The sequence below is a fragment of the Undibacterium sp. Ji50W genome (assembly GCF_049340445.1).
GTDB lineage: Bacteria > Pseudomonadota > Gammaproteobacteria > Burkholderiales > Burkholderiaceae_D > Undibacterium.
The window spans coordinates 1-20668 of record NZ_JBMPOX010000029.1; the positions used below are offsets into that span (position 1 = coordinate 1).

Genomic DNA, 20668 nt, shown 5'->3' on the forward strand with positions numbered 1-20668 from the left:
AGAACTGTAATCTTTTCTGCCTCACTGAACTACTTATTCGTCCAGTTTTGCCGCGCAGCGTTGTGTGCGTCAGCAGCAGAGAAACGAGATTATGAAGCACTTTACTTCCCCTGTCAACACCCGCTGCGCTTTTCGTTTCTCTTCGCTCTTGCGAACGACTTAAACTGTTGCATGGTATTCACAGACCCAGATCTTTCCGCAGCTTTTTTACTTTCCGCTCAATCTCCGGCTTTGCTTCTCTTCTCGCCCCGCTTCTCAGCGGGAGGCGAACTATAGCAAACTCTCTCACTACTTTGCAAGCCTTTGGCTTAAATTATTTAGCCGGCCCCTGCCTGCGCGGGAGCGACGATTCGAGGGGTGTCTATATTGATTGCATTTCGCTTATCGGCCGAAACCCATCCCCACCCTAACCCTCCCCTTGAAAGGGAGGGGATTTCATGGTTTTGCGACATGTTGTCGGTGCTCCGCAGGTGAGATGAATTTTATCTAGCCAAACGACTCGATACATATGTACCCACAAAAAACAAATTCGGCAAAAGCGAACATTAAGAATGTCCAATTGATTATTTGCAGAGAAATCAAGTAAGGTTAGGTTTTTCTCACTTTTAAATATTCTCATGTCTGCGAATTCAGAAGGTTCGACCAAGGCGATTTTTTATGCCTTGGGTGCCAATGGTGGTATTGCCCTGGCTAAATTTGGCGCAGCGTTTTTTACAGCATCGGGGGCTATGCTGGCGGAGGCAATTCATTCCACGGCGGATTGTATTAATCAAGTGTTCTTGCTGGTGGGTTTGAAGGAAGCCAAGCGGGCACCAGATGCTTCTCACCCCATGGGGTATGGGCGTGTAGTTTATTTCTGGGCCATGATGGTGGCTTTGCTGTTGTTCTTTTTGGGTGGTGCGTTTTCTGTCATGGAGGGCGTGGAACGCCTGAAACATCCTGAACCACTGAAGAACCCGATAGTGGCGGTGGTGGTACTGGGTATTTCTGTCGCCCTGGAAGCCTTTTCACTGTATGGGGCGATGCTGGAAATACGCAAGATAGCGGGTGGCAAGTCTTTCTTTCGCTGGTTCCGCGAAACCCGTCAGTCTGAACTGATGGTGGTGGCTGGTGAAGATATTGCGGCGCTGGCAGGTCTGGCCGTCGCCTTTGTTGCCGTGGTGTTGTCGGTACTGACCGGTAACCCGATATGGGATGCGATCGGTTCGATTATCGTTGGCGGCCTGCTGATGGCAGTGGCATTCTTTGTCATCAGGGAAGTCAAGGCGATGATTACCGGCGAATCTGCCGCACCGGAAGTCAACGAAGCAATCCGCAAACACATCGAGTCTCACCCGCATGTCGATCACGTCATCAATCTGATTACCCTGCAATGGGGTGAGCAACTGATGATCGCGGTGCAGGCAAAGATGCAGCGCCAGGGGTCGGATCAGGCCTTGATTGCTGCCATCAACGAGGTGGAAGAAAGCATACAGGCTCAATGGCCACAAGCCAAATGGTGTTTCTTTGAGCCGGATGTGGATACCACGACTGACCAAAGCTATAACTCTACCGTATGACCTGATCAGGCACTTCATTGTCCATGGCATCAGCGGACTTGATCAGGGAGTGGATGGCGCGCTCGAACATGGCTTCGGTTTCGACAAAGCGAATTTTTCCCTGATCCAGCAATTCACACAGGGCGGACATGCTGAGTATGCCGGGAAATTCTTCCCCGCTCATGCTCAGCACCACGTTGCTGCCATTCGGATTGACCCAGCGTATACAGGCACGCCCCTTGTACTGCGGGGTTTTGAAATCCAGCATGGCGGCACTGATGATGCGGTCCTGATATTTATCTTGCTGCGATTTGTCCGATTTGTTCGGACTGATTTCCATTGGAATGAAGCCCTCTGTGGCGGCGTTTTGTTTTTTTAATTCTGTGTCGAGTATCTTGGCGGGCAGACCGAGCTCTGCCAATACTTCGGTCATGAATTGCTCGCGCGCAAAATCATGCTCCTGAATTTCGGAATGCTCTATGGTGTCCGCCTGATTGGTGAACTGTTCAAAACGCTCATGCATTTGCGGCAGGCTGACCGGCTGTGGTGGCTTGCCTTCGCTGATGCCGCGCTGGGCATTGGAATGCGCTTCTGCCAACCAGTTCATGAGTTTTTGCTGCTTGGTTTTTTCCCAACCTATCAAATCCAGGCCATGGCGCAAGGTGCCCAGCATCGCCGGCAGCATGGAAGACAGCAAATTGCGGTCATCCGCCTCTGTCTTGGGATAGACGCTCCACAACAAGTCCGGCACCAGCAGACGATAACGCCGTGCCTGTATGGAATCGGTGCGTTCGGCCATTTCTATGGCAGCCACCCAGTTGATTCGGAAAAAGCTGCGGAAAGATGCTTCCACAGTCAGTTTTGACAAGGCCTTGCTCATGACGGCAGCAATGCAGGCAAAACGCATGAAGCGGATTTCTGATTCGCCTACGGCCTTGACGGTGCGCCTGACCGGGGCCTGATTGGTACGCAGCTCCCTGGTGACGAAAGTTTCAAAACGATTTTGTATACGAGAAAAAAGTTCAGGAACTTCAGAATCATGCCGCAGCATGGTCTTGATGATGCGGGAAATCTCTTCGGTGATCGGCTCAACGTCGTCAATTTGCTGGGCACAAAAGGCGACCGAGCAAATGCGGTTAAACAGCAGGCGCGCCGGATGTTTTTCGTTGGTCAGGAAGTCTTTGTCCTTCAGCGCCAGTTGCAGGATCATGAACTGCAAACGCCCCAGCTCCACCCGCATGGAAAGCGGCACCAGCTCGTCAGACAGCATGAATTCAAACAGCATGGAGACAATATCGATGGTCATTTGCTCATCGCTGTCTTGCGCCAGACTGTACAGGGCATCTTTCTGCTCGCGCAGCAAATTGCGGATGTCCCCACGCTCATCGGTCATGGCGGCACTTTCTGGTGCCATGACTTTGTGCATTTGCCCCAGCACCTTGCCCAGGGCCATCGATGCACCCGGCACCACGCTGGGTTCAATTTTCTGCCTGAGCTGGCTTTCTATATTTTGCAGATGTGCTGCCAGCATGGCGGCAGGCACTTGTATCATCTCGTGGCCACTGCTACCGGCATTATCAACCTGCGCAGATTGAAACAGGTTGGTGCTGGCCGATATGCCAGCGGTGGCCGGTGCTGTCGCAGCAGGAGCGCTGGAATGGTAAGGCAGCGCATCTGCGCCCTGATACTGAACAGGTGCCTGAGCGGCAGGCGCTTCGCCAAAAGCACGGCGCAAGGCTCCGCCCAGAGCGGTTGCCCCCTGCAACCAGGCTGGTCCCGGGCTGCCAGGCGCAGCGGCCGGCATGGAAATAACTGGCAGGCCTGCACCATAAGTAGCGGGTACTTGCCCACCCGAAGATGCTGCCACGGCTGGGCCGGTTGCCACAGCAGGCGATGCGGGCTTGCCACGCACAGACTGGAACAACTGTTCCAGCCGCACACCAGGATTTTGTATCGCCTGTGGCTGGCCAGAAACACCAAAAGCACCAAATGCGCCCACAGTTGATACGCCGACCTGCGCTGCTGACTGCACGCCGGGGAAGATACCTGTCTGCATGGATGAATAACCCGGGCCTGCCGCTGCCTGGCCACCACCAGTAGCGGTCCCTCGCGCTTGCGGTTTTTCGGGAGCCTTGGTGATTTTCAGTGACAGGTGGGCGCTGATCCCCTGTTGTTCCAACGCGTTATTCGCGGCCTGGTAGACGGCTGACATCGCTGTAGACAGGCTTTCGCCGAGTTGTTCTATCAGTATGGCCTCGGTCTCTGGCAGCAGTTTTAGTCCTTCTATCGCCAGGAAAATGCAACGTGACACCAGATAAGGGCGGAAAGGATTTTCGCGTTCGCGAATATCGTCCTGCCCGAACAAAACGGCTATGCGGATATTCAGATCAATGATCAGTTGTTCGGACCGGTTGCGAAAGTTTTGCGTCATTTCATTGAAGCGCAAGGTGCTTTCGAAGGTGGACGAATCCAGCAAGGCCAGTTCCTTGTTGTGCTCAAGAGCAGAAACCGGGCGGAAAGTACTGTAGGCGGTACTGAGACTGCGGTCCAGCAACTGCGTCATACTGACCTGCAGCGCCGTGATGATCTCGTCGCGTTTTTCCAGCAGGGTGCTGCGCGCATTGACCATGTATCTTTGTTCTGTTGACGAAATGCCGCCGGCCGCTGCTTTTGACAACAAGCTTTCCGCAGCAGCCGGCACAATGCCTTCTACTACATGATGAAATGCATGAGAAAATTCAGCGCGAGTGCTGGACAAGGACTCGTTTGCGACCATGTGCATCCTATGACATGAAGACCACGTTTAAACTAGACGGGAAACTGCCGCCAACATGCCGCGACGGTTGCGCGACACGCTGACGTGATAGTAGCTTGGCCAGCAAGCAGTACAGACCCTGTAATCAGGCTGCCTTTTTCTTGCGGGCGGCCGGTTTCTTTACCGGAGCGGCGACTTCTGCCTCTGGTTCTGCCTTGGCTTTGGCCTTGGCAGCAGCAGGGGCTTTTGCTTTGCGCTCTTCAAATTCAAAGCTGACCTTGCCATCCTTGCCACGTACCAGGAAAGCCTTGAATGGCCGACGCGTGCGCTGGGAGATAAATCCCGGCAACAAGTCTGTCTTGCCATCATTGAGCAGTTTGCCCATTTGTTCAGGCAAAATTTCTTGCTGCAAAATAATGCGCCCACTACGGAAATCACAAGCCTTGGGTTTGGCAACGGTTTTTTCACAGACGTAAGCCAGACCCAGTTCATATACCCCGCTACCGCACTTTGGACAAGGTCCGAGTGAAGTTTGTTCCGAAAAATCGACACCTTCCCCGTCTTCACCTTCATCCTGACTCTGACCAAAGTCAAATTCCAGCTTGAGGTTATTGTGATCAGCATCGGCAACTATTTTCAATATAGCAGCAAAAGGCCGGCCCATTTTAGAGCGGAAACCTTGCAGCGGGCCAATTTCACGCTTGGCCAGCAATTCTTCCACCTCGGCCACTTCAAACTGACGGCTGCCGGGGGTCTTGCTCATGGAGAATTCACACTTGGTACAGGCAAAACGGCGATAGTTTTCCTTGACCACGCCACCGCAATGCGGGCACGGTGTCTTCAGGGTCGCATAGTCACCGGGGATGGTGTCGTTGTTGTATTCCTTGGCGCGCTTGACGATGATCTGCGTCATCTGGGCAATTTCGCGCATGAATTCTTCACGGCTAATCTTGCCTTTTTCCATTTGGGACAATTTATATTCCCACTCGCCAGTCAGCTCTGGCGAGGTCAATTCATCTACCCCCAAACCGCGCAACAAGGTCATCAGTTGGAAGGCTTTGGCGGTAGGCATCATTTCGCGGCCTTCGCGCAGCAGATATTTCTCGTTCAGCAAACCCTCGATAATGGCAGCACGGGTAGCTGGTGTACCCAGGCCCTTACCCGCCATGGCTTCACGCAAATCCCCATCATCGACCAGCTTGCCAGCACCTTCCATGGCGGACAACAGCGTCGCCTCACTATAGCGGGCAGGCGGTTTGGTCACCAGTCCATTGGCAGTGATCTGATCGGTCAAGACTTTTTCGCCTTTGGCAACAGCAACCAGCGTACCTTTGCTTTCGCCATCTTTTTCTTCCAGGGCATCCTTGCCATAAATAGCCAGCCAGCCGGCGCTGGTCATGACCTTGCCTTCCGTTTTGAACTGATGGCCGGATACTTCAGTAATACGGGTAGTCACCTGGAATTCTGCTGACGGGAAGAACACTGCCAGGAAGCGGCGTGTCACCAGGTCATACAGTTTTTGTTCAGGCTCGGACAGATTCTTCGGTGCCAGGCCAGTAGGAATGATCGCAAAGTGATCACTGATCTTGGTGTTGTCGAAGATACGCTTGTTCGGCTTGAGCCAGTTGTTCTTCAGGATTTGCGAAGCAAACTGGTGGTAATTATTGGTTTCAGCGATCGTGCCCAAAGTCTCTTTGACGGTAGGCAAATAATCTTCCGGCAGATGGCGGGAATCGGTACGTGGATAAGTCAGTACTTTGTGTTTTTCATACAGAGCCTGGGCCAGACCCAGGGTATTCTTGGCAGAAAAACCGAAACGGGCATTCGCTTCACGCTGCAAACTGGTCAAGTCAAACAGGGGCGGCGCGATTTGCGTAGCCGGTTTGGATTCTTCGGTAACACTGCCCTGACGAGTACGGCAAGCGGCAACGATGGATTCGGCAGCTGCCTTACTCCACAGGCGCTCGGCCCTTTTCTCTGGGTCGTGTTCATCTTTCTTGAACTGGTGATCTTGCCAGCGGCCTTCATAAATGCCGGCAGCGCACACAAATTCAGCACGCACTTCCCAGTAATCGCGGGAAACGAATTTTTTGATTTTTTCTTCGCGCTCGACCACGATAGACAGCGTCGGTGTCTGTACCCGGCCAACCGTGGTCAGGTAAAAGCCACCTTCTTTGGAATTGAAGGCGGTCATGGCGCGGGTGCCGTTGATACCGATCAGCCAGTCCGCTTCAGAACGGCAGCGGGCGGCATCGGCCAAAGGCATCATCTCGGTATCGCTGCGCAATTTCTGGAAGCCATCGCGTATCGCACCAGTGGTCATGGATTGCAACCACAGGCGGCTGACCGGCTGCTTGGCCTTGGCATGCTGGGCGATCAAACGGAAAATCAACTCCCCTTCGCGGCCCGCGTCACATGCATTAATGAGGCCGGTGACATCCTTGCGCTTGATCAGTTTGTTCAAGACCTTGAGTCGTGACTCGGTCTTGGCAATCGGGTTCAGGGCAAAATGCGGCGGGATCATGGGCAAATGGGTAAAACTCCACTTGCCGCGCTTGACATCGTATTCTTCCGGAACGGTAATTTCCAGCAAGTGACCTACTGCAGAAGACAGCACATAATTATCTGATTCGAAATAATCATCATGCTTGGTGAACCCTCCCAGCGCTTTCGCTATGTCATTAGCGACAGAGGGTTTTTCGGCAATGATGAGCGTTTTTGTCATTTTCGTGATTCTCGAATAGGGTAAAGCGTTGCTGCCAATGTCTAATAGGCAACATTTCGCAAAATAAGCGTAAGACTAACCTAAATTTGCGGGGAATGATAAACGTGGTAGGCGAAAAATCGTAATCTACAGCGGATTTTTGCTGTAAATCTTCCTTTTGGGAAATGTTTAGTGCAAAAGCCTTACGACGCTGTCGTCATCTGACAACAATAATTCGTCAAACATGAGCATGTCTGGTTCCGCACCCTGGCTCCACAACATCATTAGCACAATGATACGCAGTTTATCCAGAGGCATGGGTGATTCGTTGACCACCAATGCTCTTTCGACCACGATTTCGCGCTGGAGTGCATTCAGCAATCCTGCGGATTCAAGAAACTGGATGAAGCCTATCGCTGGCGTACCCAGGGCAGCAATCTCTTGCTGCGCATACACGCGAAAACCAGCGGAAATTACGGGGGCAGCGCTAGGCTCTGTCGAAGTCAGGGCCAAACCAGTCAGCCAAGTCAACGCCTCGGAAATTTCATCCTCGGGAAAGCCGACTGCCGATAATTTTTTTGTCAGGGCTGCCGTGTCAGGACAGGCATCCGGACGGTAATAAGTTTCGTAAAGGTAAACAAGAATATCAAACATAGCACTACTGTAGCCTTTGCTGCGATTTCAAACAAGCCCCGTGAAAAGACTTGGCATCTGTATGCTTGCCTAATTTGCACCATATTGGCTGCCTGCGACGATAAGCCCGACAAACCTCATCCTCTGTCCATGCAATGCGTTTGAATAAATGCGTTCTAATATATAGGAAGTGGTGAAATGCTGCTGCCGGCTGGAAAAATGCGGGTATCAGCCAAGGCGACGGAAATAACCACCGGGCAGGGATTCCAACTGGCCCATCAGTTCCAGGTTCAGGAATTCTGCATGCAGGCTGGCCACATCCTGTCCCAGGCGTTGTGCCAGCATATCTATATGAACAGGGTCATAGCCTATCGCCTGCAATAGGCCCGCCGGCTGGGCTTCGGACGCTACCGGGGTTTCCAGCGACATGGGCAACTGCAGTTGCAATTCTTCCAAAATGTCTTGTGCCGATTCAACCAGCTTGGCACCCTGCCTGATCAGTTGATGACAGCCTCTCGACAAAGGCGAGTGAATCGAGCCGGGAATGGCAAACACTTCGCGCCCCTGCTCCGCAGCCATGCGCGCCGTAATGAGCGACCCGGATTGGGCCGCAGCCTCCACCACCAGCACCCCTTTCGCCAGCCCGGAAATAATCCGGTTACGGCGTGGGAAGTTGGCTGCAATGGCTGGCATACCTAGTGGGTACTCACTGATGATACAACCACCCTCGGCAATCAGATGGGCCAGACTGCGATTGCGCGCCGGGTAGACGATATCGGCTCCGGTTCCGATGACGGCAATGGTAGAGCCTGCCCCACGCAAAGCCCCCTGATGGGCTGCCGCATCAATACCTGCCGCCAGGCCAGAACTGATGGTCAGACCAAAACTGCTGAGCGTTTCGGAAAACTGTTCGGCATTCTTGATGCCCTGCGTGGTCGCATTCCGGCTGCCGACAACGGCAATCGTGCTGGCGGTCAACAGGTCAGTGCGTCCCTTCAGGTAAAGCAGTACCGGCGGATCAGGAATTTCCAGCAGTGCTGGTGGATAGGCGCTGTCAGCCAGTGTCAGTATCAGATTGCCCGCTTGCTCACACCATGCCAGGGTTTTGTCTATCTGCAACAAAAGCTCGGCAGAGACAGGGGCCAGCACGGCGCTGGCCATGCGGTCCGTCACGACTTCCGTCAGGGCCGCATGACTGGCGGCAAATACCTGATGTGGCAGGCCGAATCTGGCGAGTAATTTGCGTGCGGTTTCATTCCCCACACCGGGGGTCAGGACCAGCCTTAACCAATCTCTCAAATCCAGATTCAGACTCACAAATGATGATGCTTATTTTGGTGAACGGGCCGCGTCACCAACTTTGACTACGTCAGTAACCTGCATGATCAGGCCATAGGAAATATTGTCAAACACACGGAAAATGAATAAATGACCAATTTGCTCATCAGGCAACTTGACGCTTCTGTTGTTATCTGTCTTGTCCACGACGACCGGACCATAATTAAACAAGGTCAGTACCGTCCCAATATTCAGTCCATGGTCCTTACCGCGGTTGATGGAAATAATCTGGTTTTGTCCTGCCACTGTGACGCCGCCATACACCGCTACCACCCTGGCATCCACTTCGTCTTTCGGCGCATGGGGCACATAATTCAGGATGGGTGTAGGGGGAATCGGCATCAGTCGGTCACCGACTGCCATTTCTTCCTTGGAATTGACGACCAGGAAGGTGTGCACATCGCTGACTTCATCATCGGCTTCCTTGTCCAGCTTGACAGTACCCAGATACACGGCTTCGTAACCGATGATGGCCTTGGTTTCCGGATCATGCAGCGGCACACCAGGGCGGAATACCTGGAACGAGGTACCACCATCAAGATCACCCCGGACATAGGCTTTTTCACCCTGGCCCAGATTCACACGACCCTCTTTGGTACCGATGATGCGGGGTGCAGCAGCGAGCTCATTCTTATCCACGACCAGCGGTTGTGACAGGAAAGGCTCTATCACCGACGCCGGGATAGCTGGAATCGCATTGTCGCCCAAGCCATGGTTACGTGAACGCGGGGTCCATTTTTCTGTCTGCAGGCCACCAGGGTTGCCCAAACGCAAACGACCATTGGCGCGATCGAAATACACGATCTGTCCTGGGTAAATCCAGTGCGGATTGCGGATCTCTTCCTGATTCATGTCCCAGACCACTGGCCAGCACCAAGGGTTTTTCAGGAACATGCTGGCAATGCCCCATAGGGTATCCCCCCGCACTACCACATGCTTGTCCGGTGCGTCCGGTAGAAATTCGCACTTGCTTTTACTGGCGATGGCTTGTGCCTGAGCCGTGGTCGCCTGTGCCCCGGCGGCAAAGACTTCAGCTGACATCAAAGGCAAACTGACAGCGAGGATGGAAGCGATTGTGCTAAACTTTTTCATGAATTATGTCCGATGCAAAATACCGCAATACCGCAAGCAATGCGCGCAGGCAGGCGCAAACTTGCAAAACTTGCCAAATTGAATCAAATTCTGCCCATAAATCCTTGAACTAGCAAGAAAAACTGCGCAATAAGTCCCAAGGCTTGTTGTGAAATGTCTTATGACGATACTAAATATACTGCGCTACCCTGATGCGCGCCTCCATAAAGTGGCAAAACCGGTAACACAATTTGATGAACGCCTGAAGACTTTGGTTGCCGATATGGCAGCAACCATGTACGACGCACCAGGTGTAGGACTGGCTGCTTCGCAAGTCGATGTCCACGAACAGATCGTGGTGATCGATGTGTCTGAAACCAACGACAAGCTGCAAGTATTCATTAACCCGGAAATTCTGTGGGCCAGTGAAGAAAAAAAGATTTACGACGAAGGTTGTCTGTCTGTACCTGGTATTTACGACGGCGTCGAACGCCCGGCAGAAGTCAAGGTACGTGCCTTTGACGCCGACGGCCAGGCGTTTGAACTGCATGCCACGGAATTGCTGGCAGTCTGTGTACAGCATGAGATGGATCACCTGAAAGGCAAGGTATTTGTCGAATACCTGTCGCCGCTGAAGCGCAATCGCATCAAAACCAAGATGTTGAAGGAAGAACGCGAAGAACAGCGCAAGCGGGCTGAACGCTGATGCGTGTCATTTTTGCAGGTACACCCGAATTTGCAGCCACCGCGTTGCAGGCGATACACGCAGCCGGTTTCGAGATACCACTGGTATTCACCCAGCCGGACCGCCCCGCTGGGCGCGGCATGCAATTGCATGCATCGGCCGTCAAGCAATTTGCGCAACAACATGGCATCCCTGTCGCCCAACCCGTGTCCCTGCGACTGGACGGCAAATACCCGGATGTTGCCCAAGAGGCACATGATCTGCTGCTATCCACACCGCATGATGTGATGGTGGTGGCCGCCTATGGCCTGATACTGCCGCTGTCGGTATTGAATATTCCTCGTCTCGGTTGCCTGAATATCCATGGCTCGCTACTGCCACGCTGGCGTGGCGCTGCCCCGATACACCGGGCCATAGAAGCGGGCGACAGCGAAACTGGCATCACCATCATGCAAATGGAAGAAGGCCTGGATACTGGCCCCATGCTGTTGATGCAATCGCTGCCGATTGCAGCGGATGACACCACCGGTGGCCTGCACGACAAACTGGCCGACCTGGGTGGTGCGATGATCGTCGATACCCTCAGGCGTCTGGAGCAAGGCACACTCAAGGCCACTGTGCAGCCGGAAGACGGTGTCTGTTATGCCGCCAAAATCAGCAAAGCCGAAGCCGCACTCGATTTCAAGCTGCCTGCAGATGTGCTGGAACGCAAGATCCAGGCATTCAACCCCTTCCCCGGTGCGCATGCAGACTATGCCGGCAACAGCATCAAAATCTGGCGTGCCAGAGCCCTTGCAACTTCGACACCAGCAGTACCAGGACAGATACTGGCGACCAGTACAGCAGGAATTCTGCTGGCTTGCGGGCAAGGTGCGTTAGAATTAATTGAACTACAAAAAGCCGGGGGCAAGCGGCTTTTGGTCAGCGAATTTCTAAAAGGCTTTGATTTTATCGTCGGCAATTGTTTCGATTGAATCAAAGAGTGAAGCAAAAAAGCTACATATTGACCGGTTTGGGGCCCTGATATGCGCTATATACAAGGGAAGCGTCCAATTAATGCCCTATTGCAAGCAAAATCTTTGTTGCTTGCCGCTACTTGTTGTATTCTCTTACACTGAATTATTGCCATTATTGTTTTCGATAACAAAAACTCTGACAAAGACCTAAAAAAGGTGAGCTCATGAAGAAACTTCTTCCCATTGCCCTGGCAGCCGGACTGTTGGCAGGTTGTACAACTCCATACAGTGAAACTCCGCTGGCGGGTAATTTCCCGACGACCACGCAAAATAAATTGCAGGCTGCGTCGCATTGGCTCCTGATTGCAAAAGATGTCGCCGATCAAATCAAACTTGGTACTGATAAGATTGGTGCGCCGGTCTATGTTACTCCGCCGCAACAGAACAGTAAGTTCACCGAGGCGTTTTACAACCAGATCATCACCAGCCTGGTCAATCAGGGCGTAGTAGTCAGAAAAGTGAATGACGGTACAGCACAGGTTATCGATATCGAAACCGAGCTGGTTCGCTTCTCTCCTTATCGCCATCAAAACACGCGCTTTGTCAGTGTCGCCGCCATTGGTGCTGGCATTGCTGCCATCCACGGTCTGGGCATACCGGTCAAAACCGATGCCGTACTGGGTGGCCTGGGCTTGGCGGGAGCGTATGACTGGACGCACTGGATTAACCAGGAATATGCTAAAGGTCCTACACCAAGATATGAATTGATCGTCACCACTTCACTGGTTAAAAACTTACAGTTCATAGCGCGTCGTACCGATGCCTACTATGTCAGCGACATCGACTGGATACTGTATAACAAAGAAACCGACTTCAATTTCCGAGTCGTTGGGGGTCAATAATGATGAAAAAAGCAGCTCTCGCAATCGCGTCTGTTGTGGCGCTGAGCGCCTGTTCCAGCATGGGTTTTAACAATTCGCCGGTCACGGCTGCAGCTGTACCCACCTGGAAAGACGCCGAAGCAAATGAATTTATTCCCGCCAATCAACGTGCAGCTGCGGCTCTGATCGCGCTAGCCAACGTGAACCAGCAAATAGATATTGCACGTCCATTGATCGTTACCACCTTGGCCAATATCAATTCGCTCGAAGAATCATCCACTTTTGGTCGTATCGTCGCCGAGCAGGTATCGGGTCAATTTACCCGTAGCGGCTACAAGATGATAGAGATGAAATTCCGCGACAAGGTTTTCATCCGACAAAACGTCGGCGAATTCCTGTTGACCAGGGAAATCAAGGATGTAGCCCAAAGCCATAGCGCCCAGGCGGTCATCGTCGGTACCTATGCAGAAAGCGACAAACTGGTATTTGTTAACCTGAAGCTGATACGCCCGGTTGACAATGTCGTTATCAGCACGGTTGATTACGCCATTCCGATGGACAAAACAGTCAAAGCTTTGCTGGGCCGTCGTTAAGCCGGATCTTGTAAGCATGTAAAAAGGCGACAGTGGCAACATTGTCGCCTTTTTGTTTTTGCTGCCCAGGTGCTAAGCCCCCCTACAACTCGCTATCGCTGCCAAACAAATCACTGCGTGCCGCCCGGCTGATTGCCAATACCGCAGGGTGGGTCAACTTGCGCTGTACTGAAATGGCGTAGAACTGCTCGCGGATATCATCGGTCTGCCCCAGCATCTGCACATCATATTGACGAATCAGCATATCGGCAATCACACTGGGGGCGGCAAAAAAACCGGCACCCGCCTGGCCAAAGGCACTCATGAGCGCACTATCATCAAACTCGCCAGCGATACGCGGGTGCAAGTCCTGCTGATCAAACCAGTGCAATAGCTTGGCGCGCAGCGCGGCATCTTCCCCCGGCAATAAAAATGGTGCGGCCTCCAGGCTGTGCGGAAAATCATGCGAATATTGCTGGCGCAAGGTAGACGTACCAAAAAAGCTGATGCCGCATTCACCCAGCAAATGGCTATATCCACGTACATTCACCGTAGTCGGCATGGGGCTGTCAGACATCACCACATCCAGCTTGTGGGTCGCCAGATCGGCCAGCAAAACTTCCATCTTGCCTTCGCGGCAATTAATGCGCAAAGTCTGCGGCAGCTTCAGGGCGGGTTCAAGCAGTCGATATGCCAGTGCCTTGGGCAGTGCATCCGATACACCCACCCTTAGCTGCACGGTTCTTTCTGTCGGCCTGTGGTGCAAGACTTCTTCCAGTTCTTGTCCCAAAGCAAAGATATCCTCTGCGTAGCTCAACACCAGATGGCCAGCCTCGGTCAATTCCAGGTTGCGCCCACTCTTGCGGAACAGTGCCTCACCCTGCATTTCTTCAAACAGGCTCAACTGGGCACTGATGGTTTGTGGTGTCAGATGTAGTTGCTCACTAGCACGGGCAATACTGCCGGCCTTGGCTACCATCCAGAAGTAATGAAGGTGTTTGTAATTAAGGGTAGGCATAGAGGAAGGTATCAATGACGAACATATCAATGTATCAATGCATCTGTTTTTACGAAGTAAAATTCAATTATATTCGACTTTTATTGTTTGTTAGCACGGTCTACACTTTCATTACCTTCTGTTGAGAAGGTGGGGTAATTCGCTTTTGATGCGTTACCTCAACATTTCAGGAGAAAAGCATGAAAATTGTCAGTCGTTCCACCCAAGGTGACGCGCAAACAGTGTCCTACGTGGATGGCAGCATCAGTGCTGGCCACAAGGTGTTGCGTAATACCTATATGTTACTGTCGATGACCTTGTTGTTTTCAGCAATGACAGCGGCAGCCACCATCACATTCGCCATTCCGGGTCCAGGCATATTGCTGACCCTGGTCGGCTACTTTGGCCTCTTGTTTGCCACCACCAAATTGCAAAACAGCGGCTGGGGCATTGCATCCGTCTTTGCGCTGACCGGTTTCATGGGTTACACCCTGGGTCCCATCCTGACTCGTTATCTGGGCATGCCAGGCGGTACCGGCATCGTCATGACGGCCATGGCCATGACTGGCCTGATCTTCATGGGCCTGTCTGCCTATGTACTGATCAGCAAACGTGATTTCAGTTTCATGGCTGGCTTTTTGATGGTCGGCATGCTGGTGGCTTTTGTTGCCAGCCTGGGCGCGATTTTCTTCCAGATCCCTGCCCTGTCGCTGACGATTTCCGCAGTCATGGTGTTGTTGATGTCAGGCATGATCCTGTTTGAAACCAGCAATATCATCCATGGTGGCGAAACCAACTACATCATGGCAACCGTCAGCCTGTACATCACCATATTTAACCTGTTCACCAGCCTGCTGCACTTGCTGGGTATTGTCGAGAAAGAATAATAATGTTGCATACCGTCGCTCAGCCCTGGATGTGGGCAGTATTTATCGGCTTTGTGTTACTCATGTTGGCAATCGACGTGCTGGCCCTTGGTGGCTCGCGCGCCCACAAAGTCAGCGTCCGGGAAGCGGCGGCATGGTCACTGGTCTGGGTCAGCCTGGCCTTGCTATTCGATTTTGGCCTGTGGATTTATTTGTCGGACACCGTAGGTCGTGAAATTGCGACTGCCAAGGCCACGGAATTCCTGGCTGGCTACGTCATAGAAAAATCGCTGTCGGTCGACAATGTGTTTGTCTTCCTGCTGATCTTTGGTCACTTTGCAGTACCAGCCCAATATCAGCGCAAGGTCTTGCTGTATGGCGTGCTGGGCGCGATCGTCATGCGCATCATCATGATATTGGCCGGCAGTTGGGTGGTAGCCCAGTTCTCATGGGTGTTGTACCTGTTCGGTATTTTCCTGCTGATCACCGGTATGCGCATGCTGGTGGCAGCAGAACAGGAACCTGATCTGGAAGCCAATCCGGTATTGCGCCTGGCGAAAAAATTGCTGCCTTTTACCAAAGAGTTTCACCGGGAAAAATTCACCGTCAAAGAAAACGGCAAACGTCTTTTCACGCCGCTGTTCCTGGTGTTGATACTGATAGAAATTTCTGACGTGATCTTTGCAGTGGATTCCATCCCGGCGATTTTTGCAGTGACGACAGACCCGTTCATCGTCTTCACCTCCAACATCTTTGCCATCATGGGCCTGCGGGCACTGTATTTCTTGCTGGCAGACATGGCAGACCGCTTCCATTTGCTGAAATTCGGCCTGGCCTTTGTACTGATGTTTGTTGGTATCAAGATGCTGATCGTGAAATGGATGCACGTGCCAACCGGCATATCGCTGATGGTGATAGCCGGCCTGCTTGGTACCTCCATTATCGCCAGTCTGTTTGTCAGCAGGAAAAAGAATTAAGCAAGTATCCATGCATCAGCAATGACGCACTAATCAATAGCAGAGTCCCTTTGGCACATCACAGCAAGACCGTGATGTGCTTTTTTTACATCAAGAGGATATTACTTCCAAACTATGCGCTTGATACGTTTGTCCTACCAACGCCACAGACGTCACTAGTGTCACCACATTTGCCGATGCCACGTGGTCTGCTACAAGCTGCACAGGACCACTAAACGTAAGCACATCATGCTGTGCAGACGCTGAAGTAAAATTGGTCAGTAAAGTAGGATTGATGATACTGTCTACTGCCTTGTTGTTGAGGTCTATCATTGTCACCGAAACTACACCACCATTTTTTATGACACTTTGCAATTGCGCATTCGTGGATGTGCCCAAATTGAAATCAACCGTAGTATCCGAGCTAAATATACTGTCATCATAGGCGACTTCTATACCATTGATTTTTAGGATAGCTTTCTTAAACAGATATTCCAATGGATTGATTGTCGCTCTTACCAATAAATTCGTATTGCTGCTATTGATTGTATTGGCAACAATATTTCCTCCAACCGGAATAATAGAAATATTGCTTGCCGGGGTTCCGCTAACGTATTTAAAGTTGTAGTAAAGCAAATAGTTATTGAAACCAGAAACCAAATTGTTGCCGGCAGCATCAGTAATCACCAGACTGAGGTCGGCACCATAATTGGGTGCAGTGAAGTAACTTTCATTTAGCTGCGCACCCAAAACTGTATCAAAAGAAAAATCTATTGTTGTATCTGTTGCATTGATCGTGTTGTCAGTTGCAACAGTCACTCCCTTGAATTGTATGGCTGCCTTACCACCGGTGTTTTCGCCAGCTTTGATATTGAATTGAAAGCTGTCAAAAACGATTTTTATCTGCTTGTATGTGTCTGACAAATACTTTGGATCATATATCCACTTTTGCACGTAAAAAGAGGAAGAAGGCAACGACGGTGGTGTCGCATCCAATACCAACCCCAGTTGCCCACCGATATTGCCTGCATTTCCAAAAATATCAGTGACTTTGACGCCGATAAATTTGTAACCGTCGTCACCCCAGTTGCTACTACCAGGGATAGTGACCACTGCCTTATGGGTGTTTGCCTCGTCAACGGTCAACACATGCGTCACGGGCGTACTGAATGAATTATCCCCATTCATTAATTCCACTTTGTAGCCAGCGTAAGTCTGAACACCCGTCAAATCGATAACAACATCAACACCTGCCAATTTCTCAATTTTATTGATCCCATTTGTCGCATCGGCGATTTTGACCTGCTTACTCGGGGTCAGCGTCGGTAAACTACCCGTTGCTGTCACCCCAGAAAGTATGCTACGCATTACTTCAAATGTGCCAGCAGAGCTGTAGCTTGCTGCTTTTGTGGCAGTGTCAAGACTGGCAGTAAAGCCTGCGGCAAAAGTCAGCTTATTTGCTATCGTTGCACCATCCAGACTTTGGGGTGTGGCTCCATTCAAAATGGCAAGTGCAGCCGTACCCAGATTGACCGCGCGCGTATCTATCTGCGTTGCCCAGTATTTCAAGCCATCTGCATCCGGTACCCGGCCAAACAGGTTTTTGTACAAAGCAGTGACGACGTCGGCAGTGCTTTTTCCACCATAAGTCGCTGCATATTCAGCTTGCTCACTAAATGACTGCGCCAGGCCAGCAATAGAAATTTTATTGCCATCAAGCTGCCCTTCCCAATATTGCAAGCCGGCCACGTCAGCTGGACGGTTGAAGTAAGCGATATACAGTTTTTGTATTGTGCTGGCATTAATACCCATTTAGAAAGACTTTCTAGTAAGTGATTTTAAATATTGATAAATTATTAAATTTTTATGACCGCAGGATGTATTACGACGTTGAACCAAAAAGTGTCATGCACGTGTATACATACAAATTAAAAACAATTCATTCAAAGTGAATGTGCATAAAGCATCTTGACGATACAAAGCGCCAGCCAGCCACAAACCAGTTATGGGATGAATTGGGTGTTGATACTGCGTTGACAAGAGGGCAATAGGTGTCACTGACCCGGCCCAACTTGCAAGTTCCTTTGACAAATCACAGCATGACCGGGATGTACTTTTTTAGCATAATTTGTTCTTGCAACTATTCATGGCAATACCAGGGACGAAATATCAACATTGCTATGACTTCCGACAATGGAGATCTCCTGTGACAGATTCTCATGATCTGCTGCGAAGGATGTCGATGAATAATTTGTCACAACGATGATACTTTCAGTACTGCTGACGACGTGACCAGCACGATCAAAAAGCTTCACTACCGCCTTACCGCCAGACGGCACATTTGTCTGCAAATGCTTGGGGTCGTAGGCAACCAAAGGAGCAGACGTAATATCAAATGTGACCTTGCTATCTTTCATGCCGATGTAAGTATCAAGCGAGACGATCTTGTTCCCTATCCAAAGCTCGGCACGTCCATCTACAGCTTGTCCCGCTGTGATGGTCGCTTCAGCATGGAAGGCAACATTCGTTCCGTTAAACACAACTTGACCCGGCCCACTTGACGTAATGCGTCCTCCTAAAGGCGTGATCGTTAAATTGCTGGGTGGATTGATCGCACCTTCAATTTTTTCCCCTTCAGTATAGGAAGCGAATAATGCGTTACCCCCCTGGGAAGTGGCATATGTTCCCTTGTCATTGGATAAAGAGATTTTGGGAATACCCCCTGCGGCCAGCCATGTTTTAAGTACAAAGGGATTACCGGCATTAATTTCAAAAACAACTTTATTATCAGTTGCCTCAATTTTTCTGCTTTCGAAAGACATGCCAGCCAGAGCCAGGGATGCCGTAGTGCCACTCGCTTCACCGGGAACTATATCTGCAGTAACGATCAAGCCTGTATTGGTGGCATTAACGGTATTCGCCATGACATTTCCACCTACCGCCGTGAAAGTGACATTTTTTGCCGGAGTCAGTACTGAGTTGACACCATAACTGATCGTATTGGGAACATCTGATAACTGGAATCTGGTCACATTGCCCGCAGCATCATATTCGGATACAAAGTATCCATAAGTGCCAAACAGAGAGCTGAAATTTTGTGCGCTCACATCAAAAACCAGCTTGGTGTCTGTTGCAGAAATTGTATCGTCGATAGCGAATGGTTTTGCCTCAGGGCCCAAGACGATATATCCACCATTCATCTGACCTGCAGATATGCTGATTTCTATATGGCGCATCCCATTCTGTTCTGCGCTCACAACGACAGCGAGGGGTTTCGCTGGTGGCAGCGTTTGGAGCAGCAAACTGACCTGCCCCCCTATTTCACCGGTATTACCAAAAATGTCATTCACTTTCACGCCAAATTTTTTGATGCCATCAAAGCCCCAGAATGCATTCCCTGGCAATTCTATAGGGGCGCTCATCAGAGACATATCCGTTGCCGTAACAACATGCCTGACCGGAGGGGAAAATGATTTTCCATCCAACATCAGTTCCAGCGAATAGCCAACATTCACTGCCAGATTCTTTAAATCCAGCGTAAAACTAGTTCCTTTGGACATCTCGTCCGCATTCACGATATTCATGGATGCGGGGAAGTCGAGCAAAGTTTTAGGCTGCAACGAAGGAAGCTCTGAAGCTGAAGTCACTTTTTTCAGAATTTCACGCATCGTGGCAAAACCATACTGCTCACTATAGCTGACGGCCTTTGCCAAGGTATCCAGGCTGGCAGTGAATTGCGTGGAGAAGTTCACCTTGTTTGCAATGGTGAGACCATCTTTTGATTGTGCAGGAGCACCATTCAAGATAGCAAGTGCCGCCGTACCGATATTGACCACCTTGGTATCAATCTGTGTGGCCCAGTATTGCAAGCCATCTGCATCAGGTGCGCGGTCGAATAAATTTTGATATAAGGCAGTAATAACCTCCACCGTAGATTTACCGCCATAGGTATTTCTATATTCAATCTGCTCACTGAAAGATTGTGCAAGTCCTGAGATAGAAATTGCATTCGCATCAAGTTGTCCTTCCCAATAACGCAAACCGGCGACATCGGCTGGCCGACTGAAGTAAGCGATGTACAGTTTTTGTATGGTGCTGGCGTTAATGCCCATGAAACAACCTTTCTATCTGAAGGAAGAGCGATGTTAAATAACATCAAATCAATATGAATAAGCGCGACAATAATCAGACCGAACAAGGCGGGCTGCGATATCAGGACGAGGATGGGGAAGGAAATGCATTTGCAGCCATGCGACAAATATGGCGCTTTCAACTGTGACATCAATTGAAAACAGGTTTCTTGACTTGTTTGCAATGGTCTTCTATCTGTTGATCCGGCTTTTGCTGCGCTTTCCATTCCTGACCCTAGAGCCGAATACCTTGCTCCACGAGACTATCCGCTATGCGAGCCGACTTTTATTCGAGGCCTATTGTAACAAAGTATTACAAATTGGCGATACAAACAATTATTTAGTCGATTGAAATCCAGGCTTTGTGCCTGGCTTAAAAAAACATGTTGTGGCCCATATTGGACTGATTCTGTCCGGACACGTGTTGTCCAGATGTCGCCCAAAGTCAGCGTCCTCAACCCAAGCCCTTGATTTGACGTATAATTTATGCTCTGTTGCGCCGATTTGAGATTCAGATTGCGGGCGCGTAATAAGTGCTGCTAAAAGGACGTCGCCCGATCCGCCTGCATGCATGAGCCGATCGGGT

16 protein-coding genes are annotated in these 20668 nt (G+C 50.8%); 8 read left to right on the forward strand and 8 right to left on the reverse strand.

The genetic code is table 11. The features are described from left to right. Together ACO0K9_RS25805 and ACO0K9_RS25810 are read left to right on the forward strand one after the other, a co-directional pair. Window positions 1-276 (forward strand): hypothetical protein (locus ACO0K9_RS25805; RefSeq protein ID WP_422989866.1); only part of this gene is annotated, 276 nt, incomplete at its 5' end. Window positions 277-617: 341 nt separating this feature from the next. Further along, the gene (locus ACO0K9_RS25810; protein WP_422989868.1) at window positions 618-1559 is read left to right on the forward strand and encodes a cation diffusion facilitator family transporter; all 942 of its coding nucleotides are present in this window, start codon (window positions 618-620) and stop codon (window positions 1557-1559) included. Here the strand turns inward: ACO0K9_RS25810 and ACO0K9_RS25815 are convergent. From ACO0K9_RS25815 to ACO0K9_RS25835, 5 genes are all read right to left on the reverse strand, one after another. Further along, window positions 1549-4320 carry a DUF1631 family protein gene (locus ACO0K9_RS25815; protein ID WP_422989870.1) on the reverse strand — a complete coding sequence of 924 codons (2772 nt, stop codon included), beginning with the start codon at window positions 4318-4320 and terminating at the stop codon, window positions 1549-1551. The two genes, ACO0K9_RS25810 and ACO0K9_RS25815, sit on opposite strands and share 11 nt — an antisense overlap. A gap of 118 nt (window positions 4321-4438) precedes the next feature. Then, entirely contained in the window at window positions 4439-7018 is a 2580-nt protein-coding gene (locus tag ACO0K9_RS25820) for a DNA topoisomerase III (protein WP_422989872.1), read from the reverse strand. A 168-nt stretch (window positions 7019-7186) separates the two neighbouring features. Beyond that, window positions 7187-7651: a DUF494 family protein gene (locus tag ACO0K9_RS25825; RefSeq protein ID WP_422989874.1), complete on the reverse strand. Its 465-nt coding sequence runs from the start codon at window positions 7649-7651 to the stop codon at window positions 7187-7189. Between the two features lie 207 nt (window positions 7652-7858). Next, window positions 7859-8947 carry a DNA-processing protein DprA gene (gene dprA, locus ACO0K9_RS25830; RefSeq protein ID WP_422989876.1) on the reverse strand — a complete coding sequence of 363 codons (1089 nt, stop codon included), beginning with the start codon at window positions 8945-8947 and terminating at the stop codon, window positions 7859-7861. Window positions 8948-8959: 12 nt separating this feature from the next. Next, the gene (locus tag ACO0K9_RS25835) at window positions 8960-10060 is read right to left on the reverse strand and encodes a LysM peptidoglycan-binding domain-containing protein (protein WP_422989878.1); all 1101 of its coding nucleotides are present in this window, start codon (window positions 10058-10060) and stop codon (window positions 8960-8962) included. Between the two features lie 160 nt (window positions 10061-10220). On the opposite strand from ACO0K9_RS25835, the gene def reads away from it, so the two are divergent. The 4 genes from def (at window position 10221) to ACO0K9_RS25855 (ending at window position 13154) form a co-directional block, all read left to right on the forward strand. Next, complete coding sequence (def, locus tag ACO0K9_RS25840; RefSeq protein WP_422989880.1) at window positions 10221-10745, forward strand: peptide deformylase; 525 nt, start codon at window positions 10221-10223, stop codon at window positions 10743-10745. Beyond that, entirely contained in the window at window positions 10745-11698 is a 954-nt protein-coding gene (gene fmt, locus ACO0K9_RS25845) for a methionyl-tRNA formyltransferase (RefSeq protein WP_422989882.1), read from the forward strand. Before def ends, fmt begins: the two co-directional genes overlap by 1 nt. 206 nt (window positions 11699-11904) lie before the next feature. Continuing rightward, a complete protein-coding gene (locus ACO0K9_RS25850; RefSeq protein WP_422989884.1) occupies window positions 11905-12582 on the forward strand; it encodes a hypothetical protein in 678 nt (225 codons plus the stop codon). A 2-nt stretch (window positions 12583-12584) separates the two neighbouring features. Then, on the forward strand, window positions 12585-13154 hold the full coding sequence (locus tag ACO0K9_RS25855) for a FlgO family outer membrane protein (RefSeq protein ID WP_422989886.1): 570 nt from the start codon (window positions 12585-12587) through the stop codon (window positions 13152-13154). Window positions 13155-13236: 82 nt separating this feature from the next. On the opposite strand, the gene nhaR is transcribed toward ACO0K9_RS25855, so the two are convergent. After that, complete coding sequence (gene nhaR, locus ACO0K9_RS25860; RefSeq protein ID WP_422989888.1) at window positions 13237-14151, reverse strand: transcriptional activator NhaR; 915 nt, start codon at window positions 14149-14151, stop codon at window positions 13237-13239. Window positions 14152-14330: 179 nt separating this feature from the next. On the opposite strand from nhaR, the gene ACO0K9_RS25865 reads away from it, so the two are divergent. Both ACO0K9_RS25865 and ACO0K9_RS25870 read left to right on the forward strand, forming a co-directional pair. After that, entirely contained in the window at window positions 14331-15017 is a 687-nt protein-coding gene (locus ACO0K9_RS25865; protein WP_422989890.1) for a Bax inhibitor-1/YccA family protein, read from the forward strand. A 2-nt stretch (window positions 15018-15019) separates the two neighbouring features. Continuing rightward, window positions 15020-15973 (forward strand): TerC family protein, encoded by a 954-nt coding sequence (locus ACO0K9_RS25870; RefSeq protein ID WP_422989892.1) that lies wholly within the window; start codon window positions 15020-15022, stop codon window positions 15971-15973. 90 nt (window positions 15974-16063) lie between these two features. On the opposite strand, the gene ACO0K9_RS25875 is transcribed toward ACO0K9_RS25870, so the two are convergent. Both ACO0K9_RS25875 and ACO0K9_RS25880 read right to left on the reverse strand, forming a co-directional pair. Then, a complete protein-coding gene (locus ACO0K9_RS25875) occupies window positions 16064-17764 on the reverse strand; it encodes a DUF4214 domain-containing protein (RefSeq protein WP_422989894.1) in 1701 nt (566 codons plus the stop codon). A gap of 332 nt (window positions 17765-18096) precedes the next feature. Continuing rightward, window positions 18097-20064, reverse strand: coding sequence for a DUF4214 domain-containing protein (locus tag ACO0K9_RS25880; protein ID WP_422989896.1), 1968 nt, complete (start codon window positions 20062-20064; stop codon window positions 18097-18099). Window positions 20065-20668: the final 604 nt, after the last annotated feature.

Bases quoted from the DNA above. Each gene is read 5' to 3' on its own strand.
- ACO0K9_RS25810 (WP_422989868.1), top strand. From the start codon at position 618: ATGTCTGCGAATTCAGAAGGTTCGACCAAGGCGATTTTTTATGCCTTG.
- ACO0K9_RS25815 (WP_422989870.1), bottom strand. From the start codon at position 4,320: ATGCACATGGTCGCAAACGAGTCCTTGTCCAGCACTCGCGCTGAATTT.
- ACO0K9_RS25820 (WP_422989872.1), bottom strand. From the start codon at position 7,018: ATGACAAAAACGCTCATCATTGCCGAAAAACCCTCTGTCGCTAATGAC.
- ACO0K9_RS25825 (WP_422989874.1), bottom strand. From the start codon at position 7,651: ATGTTTGATATTCTTGTTTACCTTTACGAAACTTATTACCGTCCGGAT.
- ACO0K9_RS25835 (WP_422989878.1), bottom strand. From the start codon at position 10,060: ATGAAAAAGTTTAGCACAATCGCTTCCATCCTCGCTGTCAGTTTGCCT.
- def (WP_422989880.1), top strand. From the start codon at position 10,221: ATGACGATACTAAATATACTGCGCTACCCTGATGCGCGCCTCCATAAA.
- fmt (WP_422989882.1), top strand. From the start codon at position 10,745: ATGCGTGTCATTTTTGCAGGTACACCCGAATTTGCAGCCACCGCGTTG.
- ACO0K9_RS25850 (WP_422989884.1), top strand. From the start codon at position 11,905: ATGAAGAAACTTCTTCCCATTGCCCTGGCAGCCGGACTGTTGGCAGGT.
- ACO0K9_RS25855 (WP_422989886.1), top strand. From the start codon at position 12,585: ATGAAAAAAGCAGCTCTCGCAATCGCGTCTGTTGTGGCGCTGAGCGCC.
- nhaR (WP_422989888.1), bottom strand. From the start codon at position 14,151: ATGCCTACCCTTAATTACAAACACCTTCATTACTTCTGGATGGTAGCC.
- ACO0K9_RS25865 (WP_422989890.1), top strand. From the start codon at position 14,331: ATGAAAATTGTCAGTCGTTCCACCCAAGGTGACGCGCAAACAGTGTCC.
- ACO0K9_RS25870 (WP_422989892.1), top strand. From the start codon at position 15,020: ATGTTGCATACCGTCGCTCAGCCCTGGATGTGGGCAGTATTTATCGGC.
- ACO0K9_RS25875 (WP_422989894.1), bottom strand. From the start codon at position 17,764: ATGGGTATTAATGCCAGCACAATACAAAAACTGTATATCGCTTACTTC.
- ACO0K9_RS25880 (WP_422989896.1), bottom strand. From the start codon at position 20,064: ATGGGCATTAACGCCAGCACCATACAAAAACTGTACATCGCTTACTTC.